Origin of the sequence: Planctellipticum variicoloris (assembly GCF_030622045.1) — a bacterium.
Classification (GTDB): Bacteria; Planctomycetota; Planctomycetia; order Planctomycetales; family Planctomycetaceae; genus Planctellipticum; species Planctellipticum variicoloris.
This window is the reverse complement of sequence record NZ_CP130886.1, coordinates 1,397,806-1,417,139: the sequence shown is the minus strand read 5'-3', so window position 1 is coordinate 1,417,139 and position 19,334 is coordinate 1,397,806. Positions and strand designations below refer to the sequence as shown.

At 63.6% G+C, this 19,334-nt stretch carries 16 protein-coding genes; 9 read left to right on the top strand and 7 right to left on the bottom strand.

The window, feature by feature from the left end; translation table 11 throughout:
- Positions 1-6: 6 nt before the first annotated feature.
- Positions 7-987, bottom strand: a complete 981-nt coding sequence (locus SH412_RS05595; protein ID WP_336522531.1) for a metallophosphoesterase — start codon at positions 985-987, stop codon at positions 7-9.
- A gap of 176 nt (positions 988-1,163) precedes the next feature.
- Here SH412_RS05595 and SH412_RS05590 point away from each other — a divergent pair, with 176 nt between their 5' ends.
- From SH412_RS05590 to SH412_RS05565, 6 genes are all read left to right on the top strand, one after another.
- Positions 1,164-2,525, top strand: coding sequence for a sulfatase-like hydrolase/transferase (locus SH412_RS05590; RefSeq protein ID WP_336522530.1), 1,362 nt, complete (start codon positions 1,164-1,166; stop codon positions 2,523-2,525).
- Positions 2,526-2,835: 310 nt separating this feature from the next.
- Positions 2,836-4,968 carry a flagellar biosynthesis protein FlhA gene (gene flhA, locus SH412_RS05585; protein ID WP_336522529.1) on the top strand — a complete coding sequence of 711 codons (2,133 nt, stop codon included), beginning with the start codon at positions 2,836-2,838 and terminating at the stop codon, positions 4,966-4,968.
- A gap of 82 nt (positions 4,969-5,050) precedes the next feature.
- On the top strand, positions 5,051-6,607 hold the full coding sequence (gene flhF / locus SH412_RS05580; RefSeq protein ID WP_336522528.1) for a flagellar biosynthesis protein FlhF: 1,557 nt from the start codon (positions 5,051-5,053) through the stop codon (positions 6,605-6,607).
- A gap of 64 nt (positions 6,608-6,671) precedes the next feature.
- On the top strand, positions 6,672-7,601 hold the full coding sequence (locus tag SH412_RS05575; RefSeq protein ID WP_336522527.1) for a MinD/ParA family protein: 930 nt from the start codon (positions 6,672-6,674) through the stop codon (positions 7,599-7,601).
- A gap of 178 nt (positions 7,602-7,779) precedes the next feature.
- A complete protein-coding gene (locus SH412_RS05570; protein ID WP_336522526.1) occupies positions 7,780-8,031 on the top strand; it encodes a hypothetical protein in 252 nt (83 codons plus the stop codon).
- A 27-nt stretch (positions 8,032-8,058) separates the two neighbouring features.
- The gene (locus tag SH412_RS05565) at positions 8,059-8,838 is read left to right on the top strand and encodes a FliA/WhiG family RNA polymerase sigma factor (protein ID WP_336522525.1); all 780 of its coding nucleotides are present in this window, start codon (positions 8,059-8,061) and stop codon (positions 8,836-8,838) included.
- A 108-nt stretch (positions 8,839-8,946) separates the two neighbouring features.
- Here the strand turns inward: SH412_RS05565 and SH412_RS05560 are convergent, their stop codons facing one another.
- Both SH412_RS05560 and SH412_RS05555 read right to left on the bottom strand, forming a co-directional pair.
- Positions 8,947-9,336 carry an acyl carrier protein gene (locus SH412_RS05560; RefSeq protein WP_336522524.1) on the bottom strand — a complete coding sequence of 130 codons (390 nt, stop codon included), beginning with the start codon at positions 9,334-9,336 and terminating at the stop codon, positions 8,947-8,949.
- A gap of 36 nt (positions 9,337-9,372) precedes the next feature.
- On the bottom strand, positions 9,373-10,011 hold the full coding sequence (locus SH412_RS05555) for a tyrosine-type recombinase/integrase (protein WP_336522523.1): 639 nt from the start codon (positions 10,009-10,011) through the stop codon (positions 9,373-9,375).
- A gap of 222 nt (positions 10,012-10,233) precedes the next feature.
- Between SH412_RS05555 and der the strand changes: the two genes are divergently transcribed.
- From der to SH412_RS05540, 3 genes are all read left to right on the top strand, one after another.
- The gene (der, locus tag SH412_RS05550) at positions 10,234-11,697 is read left to right on the top strand and encodes a ribosome biogenesis GTPase Der (RefSeq protein ID WP_336522522.1); all 1,464 of its coding nucleotides are present in this window, start codon (positions 10,234-10,236) and stop codon (positions 11,695-11,697) included.
- Between the two features lie 348 nt (positions 11,698-12,045).
- The gene (locus SH412_RS05545; protein ID WP_336522521.1) at positions 12,046-13,209 is read left to right on the top strand and encodes a hypothetical protein; all 1,164 of its coding nucleotides are present in this window, start codon (positions 12,046-12,048) and stop codon (positions 13,207-13,209) included.
- A 33-nt stretch (positions 13,210-13,242) separates the two neighbouring features.
- A complete protein-coding gene (locus SH412_RS05540) occupies positions 13,243-14,412 on the top strand; it encodes a hypothetical protein (protein ID WP_336522520.1) in 1,170 nt (389 codons plus the stop codon).
- A gap of 161 nt (positions 14,413-14,573) precedes the next feature.
- Here the strand turns inward: SH412_RS05540 and SH412_RS28565 are convergent, their stop codons facing one another.
- From SH412_RS28565 to SH412_RS05525, 4 genes are all read right to left on the bottom strand, one after another.
- Positions 14,574-14,672 carry a 50S ribosomal protein bL37 gene (locus SH412_RS28565; protein ID WP_419555771.1) on the bottom strand — a complete coding sequence of 33 codons (99 nt, stop codon included), beginning with the start codon at positions 14,670-14,672 and terminating at the stop codon, positions 14,574-14,576.
- Between the two features lie 168 nt (positions 14,673-14,840).
- Positions 14,841-15,851, bottom strand: coding sequence for a methyltransferase (locus SH412_RS05535; protein WP_336522519.1), 1,011 nt, complete (start codon positions 15,849-15,851; stop codon positions 14,841-14,843).
- A 76-nt stretch (positions 15,852-15,927) separates the two neighbouring features.
- Positions 15,928-17,523, bottom strand: coding sequence for a sulfatase family protein (locus SH412_RS05530; protein ID WP_336522518.1), 1,596 nt, complete (start codon positions 17,521-17,523; stop codon positions 15,928-15,930).
- A 40-nt stretch (positions 17,524-17,563) separates the two neighbouring features.
- Positions 17,564-19,318: an arylsulfatase gene (locus tag SH412_RS05525; RefSeq protein WP_336522517.1), complete on the bottom strand. Its 1,755-nt coding sequence runs from the start codon at positions 19,316-19,318 to the stop codon at positions 17,564-17,566.
- Positions 19,319-19,334 lie beyond the last annotated feature (16 nt).

Here is a 19,334-nt window from a genome sequence, read left to right as displayed (position 1 = left end):
GATCAGTCACGATGTGACAGGGTCGACCGTTCGCGGCGTCTCGCGATGGTGTGCCGGGACGGCGACGAACTTGTCCGGTGAGAGGATCTGCTCGCCGTCCCAGCGATAGGCCACCAACTGACCGCCTCGGGCGACGCTGTAATCCAGGCAGGCGGCATTCGGCGCCCGCGGCGTCGGCGAAACAACCTCGCCGGGCGAGAGCCAGTAATGGCCGAAGAAGACGGGCGGCGCGTCGACGGCATAGGGCTCCAGATCCGGGTAATCGACTGCCGGGAACAGCGTGTCGGGCATCTCTTCCGGATGAACGCTGATCGTGTAGCTGCGCCAGGTCTGGTTGTGCGGCGAGCGATACCACTGCAGCCGGACGCGGCGGCGCAGGTGGCCGTCCTTGTCGTGGTAATGCACCCCTTCCGGCAATCGGACGTCGATCCCTTTGAGAGCGATTTCGATCGCGTCGAACAGGGGAGTTCGTTTCGCGGTCGCCTGTTCGAGGAACGCCGCGGTCATTGTCCCGTGAGCGGAGAGAGCTCTCCCAATCTCCTGCAGCGAATGGGGATGCCAGCAGGCGTGAATGCAGCGGAGGCCGTCGAGTTCGAGAAAGACGGGGAGCGTGCGAAACCAGTTCAGCCAGTCCGACCAGGCGGGGTCGCCGGCGAACTGGTGCATGGTCGCGCGATGCTGGTGGACGTTGTGCTCGTTGTGCGGGCGGAGGAATTCGCCGGGCGCTGCGGGGTCGGGAGTGGCGTAGCAGAGGGCGTTGAACTCGTGGTTGCCCATGACGGCCCGGGCGGCTCCCGCCTCGACCATGTTGCGGACGATCGTCAGGACCTCCCGAATCGCCGGTCCGCGGTCGATGAAGTCCCCGAGGAAGAGGGCCTGCCGCGTCGGATGTCGGAAGATGCCGTTCGACTCGGCGTACCCCAGCCGGTCGAGCAGTAGTCGGAGTTCGGCGGCATGGCCGTGAATATCGCCAATCACATCGTACATCGTCGGAACCAATCCTCCGGGGCCGTGCGGGAATGTTGATGCGGACCCAGTATGGCGGATGGTCGAACGGTTGTCGCCGCAGCGGTCTGCCGGGGATATAGTGCGGATGCCGGTTTGACCGAGGGGCCGGCGACTTGCACCGTGATGTTGAGCGTGTCGAAAGGGGAGTTGCTGCGATGTCTCGTTCGTTCGCTGCCTGGTTCGCGTTTTTGTACGCCGTGTCGTCGTTGCCGATGGTGTCGGCGGCCGACCGCACTCCAAACATTGTGCTGATTCTGGCGGACGACCTCGGGTACGGGGACGTGAGTTACCACGGCGCCACCGACATCCGGACGCCGCACATCGACAGCCTGGCGCGGGACGGGCTGCGGTTCGACACGTTCCGGGCCAACAGCAACGTCTGTTCGCCGACGCGGGCGGCGCTGCTGTCGGGTCGGTTTCCGGACCGGGCCGGGGTGCCGGGGGTGATCCGGTTTCATCCGGAGAATTCCTGGGGACGGCTGGCGGACGACGTGACGCTGCTGCCGAAGGCGCTCAAGCCGGCGGGTTATCGGAGTGCGATTGTCGGGAAGTGGCATCTGGGGTTGAACGAGCCGGATACGCCGCTGGACCGTGGTTTCGATGTCTTCCACGGTTTTCTGGGCGACATGATGGACGACTATTACACGCACCTGCGGCATGGGGAGAATTTCATGCGGCGGCAGCGGGAGGTGATTTCGCCCGAGGGGCATGCGACGGATCTGTTTACGGAGTGGTCGTGCGACTGGATTCGAGGGCAAGCGGGGAAGCCGGAGCCGTTTTTCCTGTATCTGGCGTACAACGCGCCGCACGGTCCGATTCAGCCGCCTGCGGACTGGCTGAAGCGGATTCGCGGCCGTTCGCCGGAGTTGCCGGAAAAGCGGGCGAAGTTTGTGGCGCTGACGGAACATCTGGACGACGGCATTGGGCGGGTGCTGGGGACGCTGAAGGATCTGGGGATCGAGGAGAATACGGTTGTGATCTTCACGTCGGACAACGGGGGAGATGTTCCGAGCGGGGCTTCGGCCGGTCCGTTCCGGAGTCACAAGGGGCATATGTACGAAGGAGGCCTGCGCGTCCCCTGCGCGGTCCGCTGGCCGGGTGTTGTGAAACCGGCGAGCCGGATCGCGTTTCCCGCGCTGACGCTGGATCTGTACTCGACGCTGGTCGACATCGCGAGACAGCCGGTCCAGGCGGGAACGGACGGGGTCAGCCTGCTGCCGACCCTGCGCGGCGAAGCGCAGCCCGTCCCGGACCGGGTGCAGTACTTCGTCCGACGGGAAGGGGGCGTGCAGTTCTTTGGCAAGACGAATGACGCCGTGATTCGCGGACGCTGGAAGCTGGTCCATGACGGTCCGATGTCGCCGCTGGAGCTGTTCGATCTGGAGAGCGATCCGGCGGAGACCACGAATCTGGTGGAGAAGTCGCCGAAGGTGTTTCGGGAGTTGGTTCTGGAGTTGTCGCGGCAGTTGCAGTTGGGAGGGGCGGTGCCTTGGCAGAGGGCGAATAGTGCAAAATGAAAAGTGAAAAATGCAAAGTGCAAAATGAAAAGAGGGTGTGAGGGGCTGGTTGGTTGGAGGTATTGGAGAGGCAGAAACTGCCGGTGGGGAAGTCTGACGGCGGGGGACGCATCGCGTTTCACGAATGCCTTCGCATCTCTCCGCTGTGAAACAAGTTCCGACGTCTGCGAATCGCTGTCCGCACGGTGAAAACCGTCTGGACAGCGATTTTTCTTTGGGTTAAGAACCCGACCTCCAATCTCCCGGAATTTTCTCTCAAGTTTCTCTTCACAACTGCCGACGGCGCGGAGCCGTCGTCGCGGAGGCATGGATGCCGTCCGAACGTGCGCCCGGATTGCGCGGACTGATTTCCGACACACAGTCGCTGGTGTTTCCAGTCGTGATTGTGTGTTCGGTGGGAGTCATCGTCGCGCCTCTGCCGCCGTGGATGATGGATCTGCTGCTGGCGGGCAATATTACGCTCGCCGTCGTGATTCTGCTGACGACGATTTACGTCCGGAAGCCGCTGGAATTCAATGTCTTTCCGTCGCTGCTGCTGGGCGTCACGCTCGCCCGGCTGGTGCTGAACGTGGCCACGACGCGGCTGATTCTGACGCGAGCCCACATCGACGGAACCGGGGCCGCCGGCGGAGTGATCGAAGCCTTTGGAGGCTTCGTCGCCGGCGGTCAGCTCGTCGTCGGACTGATTCTGTTCGTGATTCTGGTGGTGATTCAGTTTCTTGTGATCACCAAGGGCTCCACGCGCATCAGCGAAGTCGCCGCCCGGTTCGCCCTGGACGGAATGCCGGGCAAGCAGATGGCGATCGACGCCGATCTCAACGCCGGGCTGGTTACCCAGGAGCAGGCAAAGATTCGCCGGGCGGAAGTGACTGCTCAGGCGGACTTTTACGGAGCGATGGATGGTGCCAGCAAATTCGTCCGCGGCGACGCCATCGCCGGCATCGTGGTGACGCTGATCAATATCATCGGCGGTCTGATCGTCGGCATGGCGATGAACGGGATGGACTTCCAGAAGGCCGTCACCGTCTTCACGACGCTGACGATCGGCGACGGCCTTGTCTCACAAGTACCGGCCTTTCTGATCTCGCTGGCGTCGGGTCTGCTGGTCACGCGATCGTCGGGGGACTCGAATCTTTCGCGCGACGTGGTCGGGCAGACCTTCCGGCATTCCGAAGCGATGTTTCTGTCTGCAATTTTTGTGACGGGCCTGGCTTTCACGGGGCTGCCGATGCTGCCGATGCTGAGCCTGGGCCTGGGCTGCGGAGCGATTGGACTGGCGATTCGCGGCAAGAAAAAACAGGACGTGGCGGCGAGCGCGCAGCAGGAGCAGCAGGCTCAGTCCGAAGCCCGGCCGCAGCCTAAGCCGGAAGATCACCTGCTCGTCGATCCGCTCGAACTGGAGCTCGGGTTCGGCCTGATCCGTCTGGCCGATCCCGCTTCGGGGGGCGATCTGCTGGACCGCGTGACGCGCGTCCGGTTGAAGGTGGCCCAGGAGACCGGCATTATCCTGCCGAAAGTCCGGATTCGCGACAACGTGCGGCTGGATCAGCGCAGCTATCAGATCAAGCTCAAAGACATCCCCATCGCCTGGGGCGAAATCCACCCCGACGGGCTGCTGGCGATCGACACCGGCATGGCGAACGGCGAGGTGCCGGGCATTGCGACAACCGACCCGGCGTTCGGTCGCCCGGCCCGGTGGATCGAGTCCTCGATGGCGGAGCGGGCCGAGCTGATGGGGTACAGCGTCGTCGAGCCGTCCTCGGTGATCGTGACGCATCTGACGGAAGTCGTCCGGGATCACGCCGACGAGCTGCTGACGCGGCAACACGTGCACCAGCTTCTGGAGAATCTGAAGGAACGGGCGCCGAAGGTCGTCGAAGAGCTGATTCCGGAACTGCTGAAGCCGGCCCAGGTCCACATGATTCTGGCCAACCTGCTGCGTGAACGGGTGCCGATCCGCGATCTGGAATCGATCCTGGAAACGCTGGGGGAATACGCCGACAAGACCAAAGACCTGACGATTCTGACCGAATACGCCCGGCACTCGCTGAGCCGGACCATCTGCCAGCAATACCGCGATCCGCAGCGGACGCTGCATGTGATCACGCTGGACCCGGCTCTGGAAGACGTGCTGGCTGGGGGAATTGAGTTCGGGGATCGAGGCTTGTCGATCAAGCTGTCGCCTCAAGTCTCCGAAGCGGTCACGAAGGAACTGGCGAAACAACTGGAGCGGCTGGTCTCCGGCGGGCATCCGCCTGTGCTGGTCTGCAGCCCGCAGATCCGGGCGGGGCTGCGGCAGATTACGCAGAATACGCTGCCGAAGCTGGCCGTTTTGAGTTTGAATGAGATTACCCGGGATACCGCAGTTCAACCGCACGGCCAGGTGCCGCTGCAGGCGATCCGGACTGGCGGCCCCGCCGTCCGACCACTTCAGACCGCGTAGCGCATCGACGAGAGACTGAAAGACCCGTTTCGCCAGGATGGTGAGACGCATTGATTGCAGAGTCCAGGGAAGGACGAATGCCATGCAAGCCGATGTGAGAACTTACAAAGCCCCGACGCTGGATGCGGCGCTGGAACTGGTCCGGCGTGAGATGGGGGCTGACGCCATTGTTCTTCACACGCGCCAGGTGACCCGGCGCGGACTGCTGCCGTGGTCGCGCGGCCGCGAAGAAGTTGAGATTACGGCCGGGCTGGGAGTGCAGGTGCGCTCGACGCCGAAACACCTTCTTGAGCCGTCAATGGCCCGAACGGCGGCGGCCGGGATTTCGCTTGCTGACGAAACTCTCCAGCCGCCGCCCGATCTGCTCGGAATGAAGTCCGCCCCGACGGAGGCGGTTCCCCCCGAGCCTGCGCCCCCGATCAATCGTCTCTCGTCCGTCGCCCGCACTTCGGAGCGGCCCCAGCAAATCGCGGCCGAGCCTCCGATGGGCCGGCATCCCGGAACGAAAACGATTGCGGCCCGGCTGGCGGCGATTTCGCCGACAATGCCAGAAATTCCATTGCCGCCGCCGCCGGCCGCTGTCACTCCGCCGCCGGCTCCGGTCGCGCCGCCTGTCGTGCCACCGGCTCCGGTTCCCCGGTCGATGACTCGGGAGCGAACTGTCAGCGAACCTCCGGTTCCTCCCAAGCCGCCGACGCCTTCCGTGGCGACGGCACGCTATATGCCGTCCAGCGATCCGACGCTGGCAATTCAGCAGCGGCTGGACATGCTGCAGAAGATGCTGACAGACCTGGGGCGGCAGAACCGCAGTAAGGGAGCAGCGGACATTCCGGCGGAGCTGTTCTCCAGTTTCACACAACTCATCGACGCGGAAGTCGACGAAGATGTGGCGCGGGATGTCGTGCTCCGTCTGCGGTCGCTGCTCTCTCCCACGCAGCGGAAGAGCCCGGAAGCGATCCGGTCGGTCCTGACGACCCAGATTGAGAAAGAACTGCGGGTCGGTGCGCCGATCGCGCCGCAACGCGGACGTCGCAAAGTGATCGCCCTGGTGGGGCCGACCGGCGTCGGCAAGACGACAACGATCGCCAAGCTGGCGGCAAACTTCCGGCTCCAGGACGGGGCGAAGCTCGGGCTGATCACCGTCGACACGTATCGCGTCGCGGCCGTCGAGCAGTTGCGGACGTACGCGGAAATTATGGACCTGCCGATGAAAGTCGTGACCAGCCCGCAGGAAATGCGGCGGGCGCTGGACGAGCTGACGGGGCTGGATCTGGTGCTGATCGATACGGCCGGCCGCAGCCCCAAAGACGAACTGAAGCTGCAGGAGTTGAAGACGGTGCTGTCCGAGGCGCGTCCCGACGAAGTGCATCTGGTGATGAGTCTGGCGGCGGGATCCCGGGTCTTGCAGACGACCGCCGCACAGTTCCAGCCGGCGGGCGTTTCGTCGCTGATTCTGACGAAGCTCGATGAAGCCTCGGGGCCGGGCAGTCTGCTGAATGTGGCGCGATCGGTTCCGGTGCCGGTGAGTTATCTGACGACGGGTCAGGACGTTCCGGCGGACATCGAGCCGGCGCATGCAACGCGGATGGCCCGACTGATCACGGGGCAGGATTCGCTGTCGGCAACGTCCGGTCGTTAGCCCCCGATTCGCGACGTGCCAGTCCGTTTGGAAATTTGCCCGACTCTGGTTGCCAAAGATTTTCATGACAGTTCTGTCCGCCCCCATTCACGATCAGGCACTCGAACTGCGACGGCTCGTCGAGCTGCGGCGGACGTCGAAGGAAGCCTTGACGCCGACCCGGGCGCGATCGATCGCGGTGACGAGCGGAAAGGGTGGGGTCGGGAAGAGCCACCTGGCGCTGAATCTGGCCGTGGCGCTGGCGGAACAGGGGGCCGCGGTCTGTCTTCTGGACGGGAACCTGGGGCTGGGAAGCCTGGATCTGCTGTGCGGCGTCAACGGGTACTGGAATCTTTCGCATGTCATCACCGGATCGCGGCAACTGGAAGACATCGTGCTCGACGGCCCGGGGGGCGTGCGGCTGATTCCCGGCGCCAGCGGGATCACGGATCTCGCCGATTGCCCGGCGTCGGTGCATGAGAAGTTGCTGGAGCAGTTTGATGAACTGGAGGCGGGCTGCGACTACCTGATCATCGATACGGGGAGCGGCATTCACCGCCTGGTCCGGCAGTTTGCGGCCTCCAGCGACGAAGTGCTGGTGGTGACGACTCCGGAACATACCGCGATCGCCGACGCCTACGCGACCGTCAAAGCGCTGTCGACGCTCCCAGATCTGGCGTGGAACGTGGTCGTGAATCAGGTTCACGACTCCGAGCAGGGGGAGCGGATTTTCGAGCGGCTCAGGCACACGGCGGGTGCGTTTCTGCAGACTCCGCTGCGATGGGCGGGGGCGGTGCCGTGGGACGACGTCGTGCCGGATGCCGTGGTCCGTCGTCGGCCATTTCTGATCGATCACCCCGGTTGCCCGGCGGCCCAAGCCGTTCGGCGAATTGCGCATCGCTTCAGCGAGGGTCAACCGGGCAGCGAACTGGGCGGGTATCTCCGGCGATTATCGCAGCGGCTGGTGCGTCGGCGAGGGATTGAGGCGGATGCCTCTGTGAAACAGAGAACTTGAGAAAAAGTGACTCCTGCGCGGGAAAATTCACGGCCTGGGGCCGGCTGTCACAAATTGGTAAAGGGCAGAGAATGATTCAATTCTTCGGATTGTAGTGCCGATGTTGAACCGGCGGAGAACAGTCGGCCGGCGACGGTCGGGGTTTTCGACTGTCCGGAATTGAGGTTCGGGGGCGGCGATGGCTGTCCAGTTTGCGGTGCGTCTGGCTTTGTTGGCCTTTGCGGCGACCAGCCTTGTGGGGCTGATTGCGGGCGGAGATCTGGTCGGGGTGATTCAGCTTGCGCTGTTTCGCGTCGTCGCGTTCTACGTCATGGGGCTGTTGTGTGGTGGTGTGGCTGAGCGGCTGATGGACGAGCAGGCCAACGGGGACTTCGCCCGCTGGATCGACTCGCTGAAGGCTGCGGAGGTCGCGAGCGAATCCGGTGCTTAAGGAAGTAGACTCACCATGGAGGGTCGGATGGTCACAAAGGTAACCGACGACATTGGCGAGCTGTGGAACGCGTTCAAGCAGGATCAATCGAATCAGGAGCTGCGAAACGCTCTGATCGAGAGGTTCCTGCCGCTGGTCCGATACAACGCCGAGCGTGTCTGGTCCAAGCTCCCCGATGGCGTCGACCTGAACGATCTCATGTCGGCGGGCGTGTTCGGGCTGATCGATGCGATCGAGGCGTTCGACCTCGAACGCGGCGTGAAGTTCGAGACGTACTGCGTGCCGCGAATTCGCGGGGCGATGCTGGACGAACTGCGGACGATGGACTGGGTTCCGCGGCTGGTGCGCAGCAAGGCCAGCAAGATGGAGGCCGCCCGGAAAGAGGCGGAAGCCGAACTGGGCCGTCCGCCGTCCGATACGGAAATCTCCCGCAAGATGGGACTGCCGATCGAGGAATTCGAGCGGCTCAAGAGCGAAGCCAGCGCGGTCAACCTGGTCAGTCTCAACAAGAAGTGGTACGAGACCGACAGCTATAAGGACGTCCGCGAGATCGACATCATCGAGGACTCCAAAGGCGAGGACCCGACGAAGGGGATCCAGAAGCGGGATCTGATGAAGCTGGTCACCAAGGGCCTCAACCGCAACGAGCGGCTGATCATCATCCTGTACTACTACGAAGAGCTGACGATGAAGGAAATCGGAACGACCCTGGGTCTGTCCGAGTCCCGCGTCAGCCAGATGCATTCGAGCATCGTGAACCGGCTGAAAGACCAGCTCCGCCGTCGGCGTCCGGAATTCGCCCAGTAATCGCTCGATCTCGTCCGCGCACTTATCGATCCATTTGACAGGCCGGAGAGTTTTCCAATGGGGAACTCTCCGGCCCGTTTGCGTTTTGGGCGAGGCGTCGTTCGCGGACTATTGCTGACGGGCAGCGTGTTGGATGAGTTTGCAGATGTTTCCGACCGTCATGAGCTGCTTTGGCAACTGTGGGCCGGGCTGGCTAGTCAGCGGGGTCCAGTCGAGAGTTGCGTACTGAGTCTGCAGTCGAACCAGGCATGAGGGAGTCAGCCGCCCGTCGGCGTCGCACTCCCATGCGTCGTGCTTGATGACGCCTAAGATCGAGTTCTTGATTCCCAGGCGTTTTTCCACCTGGAATTGAAGATCGAGGTAATCGATCGATTCTCCACCGAGATCATCCTCGAAGAGCGAATCGGGCTGAATGTCTTCGATTTCAATTCCCAGGCCGTCGGCGATCAGTTCCCGGACAACGGGATAGACATCATTCAGTTCCACGGTTGCAGTCATTGGCAGGTTCCAGAACGGGATGAAATGGCCGTATTCTTACGGACGTTCCGCGACGGCGTTGGCGAGATCAGGCTGGTTGAACGGGACGAACTGGGCGTAGATGGCCGTGACCATCGGATGGGCGTGGCCGAGCTGTTGCTGGACGAACAGCAGATTGCCGCCGGTTCGTTTGTAGGCGAGATAGCCGTAGGTATGCCGGAGCAGTTGCACGCTGGCTCGCTCCGCGAGCCCGGCGGCGGAGAGGATTCTCACGACCCGGCGGTAGAGGGCGGTTCGCTCGTAGGGTTTGCCGCGTTCGTTGAGAATCAGCGGCTGTTCAATGTCGTCCGGCCGGACGCCGGCAGGGAGACGCTGAGGATGGAATTCGCGGACGTAGCTTTCCAGCAGCTCGCACAGGCTGCGGGGCAGATGGACCGTGCGGACTTCGCCTGGACGCTCGGAAACCTGAAACTCGGGCCGGCCTGTGGCGATGCAGGTGTCCGCAATGAGCAGCCGGCAGAACTCGGTATTGCGAACGCCCGAGAAGAGCAGCGTCTCGATGATCACCCGATCCGTCGCGGCTGCACTCCGGTCGCTCGATTCCTGTTCGACCTGTCGCAAATGGGCCAGCAGCCGAGCGACTTCATCCTCGGACAGGAAGCTTTCGCGGGTCAGTTCCCAGGGCGTTGCGGTCACGTGCATCTCCACAGATTGGAAGTGTTGCGTATGACTGTAACGCAACAAAAACGATCTGTAAAGGGATTCTGCATGCGCGTTCGAGGCTGAAGAATCGCAATTCCTCTGTCTTCTCTGCGTCCTCCGCGTTCTGCTCTGCGTCTCTGCGAGAAATCCGGTTCCCTTCCGGGTATGATTAGGCGTTTCCCGCTGCCTCACCCCGCTTTCCTGCCTGAGAAGATCATGTCTGTCCCCAAAGTGGCCATCATTGGACGGCCCAACGTCGGCAAGAGCTCGCTGCTGAACTGGCTGTCCCACAAGCGGATTTCGATTGTCGACCCGATGGCGGGAGTGACGCGCGACCGTGTGACGTATCTGATGCACGTCGAGGATCGCTTTTTCGAGCTGGTCGACACCGGGGGCATCGGGATCGTCGACCGGGACGATCTGGAGGCGGATATCGAGCGCCAGATCGAGATCGGCATCAATGAGGCGGATGTGATCCTGTTCGTCGTGGAAGGTCCGGTTGGCATTACGCCGCTCGACCGCGAGGTCGGGCAGCGGCTGCGGAAGATCCAGAAGCCGAAGCTGCTGGTGATCAACAAGTGCGATTCGCCGAAGACGGACCAGGAAGTCGCGGAATTCTTCGGCATCGTGGACGCGCCGGTCATCTGTACGAGCGTCAAAGGGAACCGGAATCAGAAGGAACTGCTGAAGGCGATCCTGAAGACGCTGCCCGAAGCCGACGCGATGGAGCCCGAAGAGGGGGGCGACCGCGAGGCGGATCCGGAGTTGAAGCTGGCGATCGTGGGCCGGCGGAACGTCGGCAAGAGCACGTTCATCAACCAGCTCGCCGAGACCGAGCGGATGATCGTCAGCGAGATTCCGGGGACGACGCGGGACAGCGTGGATATCCGGTTTCAGGCGGACGGCAAGTCGTTCATCGCCATCGACACACCCGGCGTCCGCAAGCGGAAAAGCCTGGCCAACAGCGTCGAGTGGTACGGGCTGGCCCGCGCCAAGCGGAGCATCCGCCGGGCGGATGTGGTGCTGATGTTTTTCGACTGCACCGAGCGCGTCTCCCGCGTGGACAAGCAGCTCGTGTCGGAGATCCGGGACGAGTGCAAGCCCTGCATTTTCGTGGTCAACAAGTGGGATCTGTCGGGCGAGATGTCGATGGAGCAGTGGTCGGAGTACCTCTTCAAACTCTTCGCCGACATGCGTTACGTCCCGGTGGCCTTTGTGACGGCGTTGACCGGCCGGAACGTGAAGAAGCTGATCCACCTGGCGCAGACGATTCACAAACAGGCCCGCGAACGGGTCACCACCGGCGAATTGAACCGGGTGATCCGGGCGGGCGTGGCCAACTGGCCGCCGCCGATGCGGCAGAACCGGACGGCGAAGATTCTGTTCGCGACGCAGGTGGGGACCGAGCCGCCGACGATCGTGATCAAGTGCAACGATGCGGTGCTGTTCGACGAGTCGTGGAAGCGGTATCTGTTCGGCTACCTGCGGGAGCACCTGCCGTTCCAGGAGGTGCCGGTCAAGGTTTACTTCCGGTCCAAGGGGGATTCCAACCAGAAGCCCGGCTTCCACCCGCGGGAAACGCAGGAGTTCGAGGAAGAGCTGGCGGCCTGGCAGGCGGAGGAGCAGGGCGAGTGGAACGACGCCGACGAGTTCCAGGACGGGCAGATGCAGGACGAGTAGCCGGGAGGACGGTCGTTGATACGGGTTGGTCACACGCAGCCGCCCCGGAAGGGGCGATGGAGTGGCGACCTGACGGAAGCGGTCTCCCTCGCTCCGCCAAGGATCCCGGCACTCTCCGGGACCGCCCCACGGGTTGCGCGTCGGTCGGAACCGCCGCTCCACCCGTGGCTACAACCCGTCGCCCCTGCCGGGGCGAAGAGCCTTCAAGACCGCGAACTGTCGGGGTCGAACGAGGGCCGCCCGCCCTCCCGAAATCGTCAGGAAACCGGGTTCCCGTTTCCTCGCCCCGGCCGGCCCGGTAGACTGAAGGTGTTCTGGCCCGCCCTCTGATCTGCCGGAGTCTCCGCCATGCGCCTGCCCGCCTTTGCCGCTCTTGCCGTCGTCACGCTGTCGCTGGCGACCGCGGTGGCCTGCCCCTTCTGCTCGGCCCCGTCGCTGACTCTGACCGAACAGCTCACCCAGGCGGACGCCGCGTTGCTGGTGAGCTGGGCCGGCGGCGAGAAGGGGAAGAGCGTCGACGGCGGGTCAACGATCTACAAGGTGGTCGAAGTGGCCCATCAGCCGGCCGATGGCAAGTGGAAGGCGGGAGACGCGATTTCCCTGGTCCGCTACCGGGCCGGCAAAGAGGGGGAACAGTTCCTGCTGCTGGGGACGAAGAGCGGCAAGGAGATCGACTGGGGCAGCCCGCTGGAGGTTTCCGAGACCAGCTACAAGTACATGAAGCATGCGCCGAAGCCCGACGCCAAGGCGGCGGACCGGCTGCGGTACTTTTTGACGTACCTGGAAAACGCGGACCCGATCATCTCGGCGGACGCCTACGGCGAATTCGCCAACGCGAACTATGAAGACATCACGCAGCTTTCCAAAGAGATGCCGCGGGACAAGGTCCGCAAGTGGCTGACCAGTGCTGAGACGTCGCCCGGCCGGATGGGGCTGTATGGCCTGCTGCTGGGACTGGCAGGGAACGCGGATGATGCGGAGCTGATGCAGCAGAAGATCACCGAGTCGGGGGAAGATTTCCGGCTGGGGATCGACGGGATCATGGGTGGCTATCTGCTGCTGACCGGCGAAAAGGGTCTGGAAGTCCTGGAGCAGACGAAGCTGGCCGACAAGAAGGCGCCGTTCAGCGAAACATACGCGGCGATGCAGGCGCTGCGGTTCATGTGGCAGTACGGGGACAACCGGATTCCTCCTGAACGTCTGAAGCAGTCGATGCGGATTCTGCTGGAGCGACCGGAGCTGACGGACCTGGTGATCGCGGATCTGGCGCGCTGGAAGGACTGGTCGATCAGCGACCGTCTGATGGGGATGTACGGTCAGCAGGAGTACGATATTCCGTCGATCAAGCGGGCGATCGTGCGGTTCTACCTGGCGTGCGAGAACGAAGCGAAGAAGCATCCGGAAGCGGTCCCCGCAGACCTGGCGAAGGTGGCCTCGCTGAACCTGGCCGAGCTGGAAAAGAAGGACCCGAAGACGGTCAGCGAAGCCAAGCGGTTCTTCATTCTGAAGTAGGTTGGAACTGCGGCGCTCGGGAAGGGATGTCCCATGCGGTGGCTCTGGTGCTGTCTGGCTCTGGTTGCGTCCGCTGACGGTGCGCTCGCGGCTCCCGGCTGTCCGTTTTGTCCCCCTTCGCAGCCGACGCTGTCGGAGAAGGTGGCCGAGTCGGACATGGTGGTGCTGGTGCAGTGGGTGGAATCCCAGTCCGACCCCAATGATCCCGACGCCGGGGCGAAGACGGCGTTTCAGGTGGTCGACCCGTGGCGGGTGGCGAAGAACTCGCAGGGGCGAACCTGGAAGAAGGATGACCTGCTGGAGTGGCCGTTTCTGCGGACCGGGAAGAAGGGTGAGCTGTTCCTGATGTTCGGCCGCTGGCAGGACGGGGAGCCTGCCTGGGACTTGCCGGTCGAGATTTCTGAGATCAGTTTTCAATACGTACGGCAGGCGCCGTCGCCTGAGAAGTCCGGGCCCGATCGCCTGAAGTACTTTTTGCGGTTCCTGGAATTCTCGGACCCCCTGCTGGCGGGGGACGCCTTCTCGGAATTCAGCAAAGCCCCATATGAAGATGTCGTGGCGCTGGCAGAGCTGCTGCCGCGGGCCAAGCTCCGGCAGTGGCTGGAATCGGCGGAGACGCCGCCTCTCCGCCGGGGTTTCTACGGGATGCTGCTGGGACTGTGCGGCGACGACAACGACGCGAAATTCCTGGAGAGTCAGGTGCTGTCGAAGCCGGCGGCGGACGAGGTCCGGCTGGGGCACGACGGCATGATGGGGGGCTATCTGCTGCTGCGGGGAGAGCCGGCGCTGCAGAAGCTGATCGCGGCCAAGCTGGGCGATCCGTCACTCCCGACGGGCGAAATGTACGCGTTCCTCAATGCCCTGCGGTTCATGTGGCAGTACGGGCGGGATCGCATTCCCGCCGCGGATTTGCAGGGGGCGTTGCGGGGCTTCCTCGACCGGGAAGACATGGCGGAGGTGGTGCTCAGCGACCTGTCGCGGGCGAAGGACTGGTCGGTGCTGGAACGGCTGACGACGGCGTATGGCAAGCCGCCGTTTGAGACCTCGTCGGCGAAGCGGCGGATCGTGCAGTTCGTGCTGGCCTGCGCGAAGGATCAGTCGGAAATGCCCGAAGCGGAGACCGCGAAGCTGGCGAAGGCATTTCTCGACCGCATCCAGCGGGAGGAACCGGGCGTCCTGAAGGCGGCGCAGTCGCCATTCTGAGGGGCGCTGGGGGAAATACTGGGGGCTCGAAGACTCGACCCAGCCACCCCAGTGCTTCGCAACCAGTCCCTGCAGCTTGGCTGAACCGCGGCAAAGCGAAGCAGGCGACGCCGCGGAGCGACATCGCCTGTGCCGAATCAATTTCGCCAAGACCAGAGGCCTCAGATCGCCATGCCCTTCTTGCGGGACTTGCGATGCTTGGCGCTGCACGGACGCTTGCCGTGGTTGGCGGGCTTCACTTTACGCTGATTCTTGGCCATGGTCTCTCACCTGAACATACGGAACCGCGGGTTCCCCGAAAAACGAGTTGGGGAGTTTAGCAGCCGTCGCGGGGCCTGCCAAGTCACTGGCGGGAAATTGAATCGCGGTTCGGACGCAACGCATTTCGGAAATGGAGGTTACGTCCGAATTGCGAATGTGGGAGACGGCTACTTGATGGCGACGATCATCGAATCGGGGCCGACCAGGTGTTCGACCCGAGTTTCGCGGAAACCGGCCTCGCGCATCCAGCCGCAGCCGTCGGCCCCGGTGTAATCGAAACCGGCGGGCGTCTCAATCAGCATGTTGAGGCTCATCAACAGGCCAAACGCGTTCTGCCGGCGATCGTCGTCGATCAATGCGTCGTAGACGACGAGCGCGCCGCCATCTGGCAGGGCGTCGCAGGCCTTCCGGATCAGCATCTGTTTATCGTCGAGGCCCCAGTCGTGCAGGATGTGGCCCATCAGGATGACGTCGGCCCGCGGCAGCTCGTCTTTGAAAAAATCGCCCGGCTGGAAGCGGACGCGATCTGACAACCCGTTTTCCGCCACGTAGTCGTCGAAGACTGGCCCGGCCTTGGGAAGGTCGAAACCGATGCCGGTCAGGTGCGGGTTGGCCAGTGCGATCTGCACGGCGAGATCTCCCTGGGCAGTCCCGACATCGACGTAGGTCTTGTACTGAGCCCAGGGGAGCTGGCGGGCGATCGCCATGTTGGCGCCCCGGCTGAGTCCGGACATCGCCCGCAGGAATTCCCGCAGTCGCTGCGGGTCGGCGTAGAGGGCGCCGAAGAAGTCTTCGCCGCCGTGGCGGGTTTCGTTCTGATGCTCGCCGGTGCGGAGGGCTTCGGTGAGGTGGCCCCAGAACGGATAGAGCCGGTGACTGCTCATCTCCAGGATGCCGCCGACGTACGACGGCTTATTCCGGTCGAGGAACAGATCCGTGGACGGCGTATTGCGGTAGACGCCGTCGGTCCGTTCCAGAAATCCGAGGGCCACGAGGGCGTCGAGAAAATCGGCGGCGGAACGAGGATGGAGCCCGAGCCGGGTCTGCAGCTCGTGCAGGTTTTCGGGCTGTTTCGCCAGTTCGGTGAAGACGCCGAGTTCGACGGCGCTGAGAAGCGTCTTGGAGGACCAGAAGCCGAAGCCGACCTGCAGAATCTTTTCGGGCGAGGAGTGAGTCATGCGAATCCTTCCGTGGAAACCGTGAGCGAGTGCTAACGCGGCCGGATTTTAATCGGGCGTTCGATCCGGCGACAATTCACCGGGGCTTGCGGGCTAGCGGGCGATGGGCGTCCCGCCCGGCTTTCCAGGGATCGACCGGCGTCGTGTTCGGCTGCCGCGGTCCCGGAGTTGTGCGACCTGCCGCCGCTTGCGCTTCGAGCCGCGTTGTCAGTCGTTCGACGACTTCGGGGTGTTTGAGGGCCAGATTGTCGCGTTCGCCGATGTCGGCCTCCAGATCGAAGAGCTGGACGAGCGGCAGGGCGCTCGTGTCGTCTTTGCCGGGACGGGGTGCGCTCCAGCCTCCCGATCCGGGGCAGAGGAGCAGCTTCCACTTTCCCTCGCGGATCGCGAAGGAGCCGTTGATCGAGTGGGAGATCAGATCGGGGCGAAGCGCTTCCGTGGTTCCCGTCAGCACCGGCAGGAAGCTGAAGCTGTCTTCCGCGGCATTCGCCGGCAGTGGAGCGTCGAGGATGTCGGCGACGGTGGCGAGGACGTCGGTCAGGCAGACGAGTTGCTCGCCGGTCTTTCCTGCGGGAGCATGTCCCGGCCAGCGGACGAGGAACGGGACGCGGTGGCCCCCTTCATAAAGATCGGCCTTATGCCCACGCAGAATTCCGCTGGGGTTGTGGCCTTTGGCGAGGAGTTCCGGGTATTGGGCCTGCGGCGAGCAGCCATTATCGCTGGTCACGACCACGAGGGTGTTGCTGGACAGTCCCTCCTCGTCGAGCTTCCGAAGGACTTCGCCGACGGCCGTGTCGGTCTGCATGACGAAGTCGCCATAGGGATTCAGGCCGCTCTTTCCCAGCCAGTCGGCAGTGGGGAGGATGGGAGTATGGGGAGAGGCAAACGGCAGGTAGAGGAAGAAAGGTTTTCCGTTGCGGGCGGCTTCGGCGCGGGCGCCGATCGAGCGGACGGCTTCGCGGGTCAGTTCGGGCAGCACGTTGGCGGCGTCGAAATCTGCAGCGGCGGGGCCGAGGCGGGTTTTGCCGCCGTTGTCTCGGCCGGCCATCATGAGGAATGCGCGATCACCGACGGGGGGTGCGGTCAGCCGATCGTTGCGGAGGTAGGCATAGGGGACCATGTCGAGCGACGCGCTGATGCCGAAGTAATCGTCGAAGCCGACGCTGTTGGGGCCGTCGGTGACGGGCTGCGTGTAGTCGACGTTGTGGACCTGATCGGCGGCTTCGATATTGAGCTCCGCCACGTCCTTGCCGGGCAACTTCTTCCAGTTCATCCCGAGGTGCCACTTGCCGGCGGCGGTCGTGTGGTAGCCCTGGCTTTTCAGCAGCGACGCGATGGTCAGGCGATCGGGCTCGATCAGCCGTGGACTGAGGCCGCCGAGGACGCCGCTTTTGAGCTTCGATCGCCAGCAGTAGCGGCCGGTCAGCAGACCGTACCGCGTGGGCGTGCAGACGGCCGATGGAGTGTGGGCGTCGGTAAATCGCACGCCTTCGGCGGCGAGGCGGTCCATGTGGGGCGTGGCGATTTTGCCTTCGGGGTTGTAGCAGCGGACGTCGCCGTAGCCGAGATCGTCGGCGAGGATCACGACGATATTCGGTTTCTCGGCGGCGGCCGGTGACAGAGCGGAAAGCACGATCGAGAACAGGGCTACTGGGGTCAGGATAATCCGCATGTCGGAATTCCTCTGAGGCGTATCAGGTGCGAATTGCGAATTACGGTTTGAGCGTGAGCCACAGGCCGCGGACTTCCATCACGTTTTTGCCGGGGATGTCGGTCGCGCGAAGCGTGAGAGTTCCGGGGCCGCGATCGAGCTGCAGTTCGCCGAGCGTCAGGGGCTGGAAGTCTTTGACGTAGGATTCTGAGCCGCGTGAGGCCCGGTCATGCTCGTGGCCGCGGAGGGGCGGGTCGTGGGCCTCGACGATTCTCGCTTTCAGCCGATGCGGGCCGCAGCTCAGTTCGATGGTCGAGCCGACGTCGACCGCGGGGCAGGCGTAGTCGACGACGACTTCGTAGGCGCCTGCGGTGTGGACGTCGACGATCCAGGTGATCCGGCCTTCGGTGGTCGTCCAGTTCGTAAAGAACGAACAGTTCGGGGCCTTGCCGCTGCGCTCGACGCCGCCGTGCGGGATGCCGTCGCGGGCCGGTAGTTGCGTGACCGGGAACTCGTGATAGCCGACCGTGAAGGGGCGTTCTTCGCGGACCATTTCGGCCAGGACGGTCCCTTCCCAGTCTTTGACGGCGGCGGCGAGGCGGGCGGCGACGTCGGGCTGTTGCTTACTGATGTCGGTCTGCTGGCCGGGATCGGCGAGCATGTCGTAGAGGCGGCCGGCCGCATCGAGCCGGTACTGTTGGGTCCGGACACTGACTTTGTTGGCCCAGTGGGAGAAGATCATCCGGTCCGTCGGTTCCGCGGTCTTGCCACGGAGCAAGGGGGCCAGGCTGACGCCGTCGAGCGGCTTGTCGCCGACGCGCTGGACGCCGGTCAGGTCGAGAAGGGTCGGCAGCAGATCGATGGCGGCGGAGATCTGCGGGATCTTCGTTCCCGCGGGGATCTGGCCGGGCCAGCGGACGAGCAGCGGCGAGCGGACGCCCCCTTCGTCCGTAGTTCCTTTGCGCCCGCGCATCCCGTCGTTCCAGCGCCAGCCGTTCGGACCGTTGTCGGAAAAGTACAGGACGATCGTGTTGTCGGCGATTTTCAGTTCATTGAGCTTCGCCAGGACGCGTCCCACGTTCCAGTCGATGTTTTCGCACATGGCGAGTGCGGCCCGGGTGTGGTCGAGCTCCTCCCGCTCTTTGCCGTGATAACGCAGCGGCAATTCGTTGTTGTCGAACTTTTTGTAGAAGCTGTCGGGAACCTGCATCGGCGAGTGGGGCGTGTTGAGCGCCAGATAGCAGAAGACCGGTTGCTGACGGTGCTGTTCCAGGAAGGTCAACGCGTGGTCGGTCAGGTCGTCGATGATGAAGCCGTTGCCGCGGACCGGTTTTCCGTTGTGCTCCAGCGGCGGGCTGAAGTAGTCCCCCCAGTGTCCCGAGCAGAAGCCGTAGTATTCCTGGAATCCTCGACCGTTCGGGTGATAGGGGTATTGCATGCCGTTGTGCCATTTGCCGAATGCGGCGGTGGCGTAGCCGCCGGCGGCGAAGGCGTCGGCGATGGTTCGCTCGTCGAGGTCGAGCCGCTCGCCGCCGGTGGAGACATTCCAGACGTTGCCGCGCGGGTGATAGCGTCCGGTCAGGAACTCGGCCCGTGTCGGCGAACAGACGGGGCAGACGTAGAAGCGGTCGAAGATCGCCCCGTCGCGCGCCAGCGAGTCGATGTGAGGCGTGCTGAGGTTGGTATTTCCATGCACGCTGAGGTCGCCCCAGCCCTGGTCGTCGGCGAGGATTACGATGACGTTCGGCCGATCGGCGGCCTGGACGACGGTTGCGGCCGTCAATGAAGCGAGCGTCATCATCAGTCGCGTCAACATGACGTCGGCTCCAGGT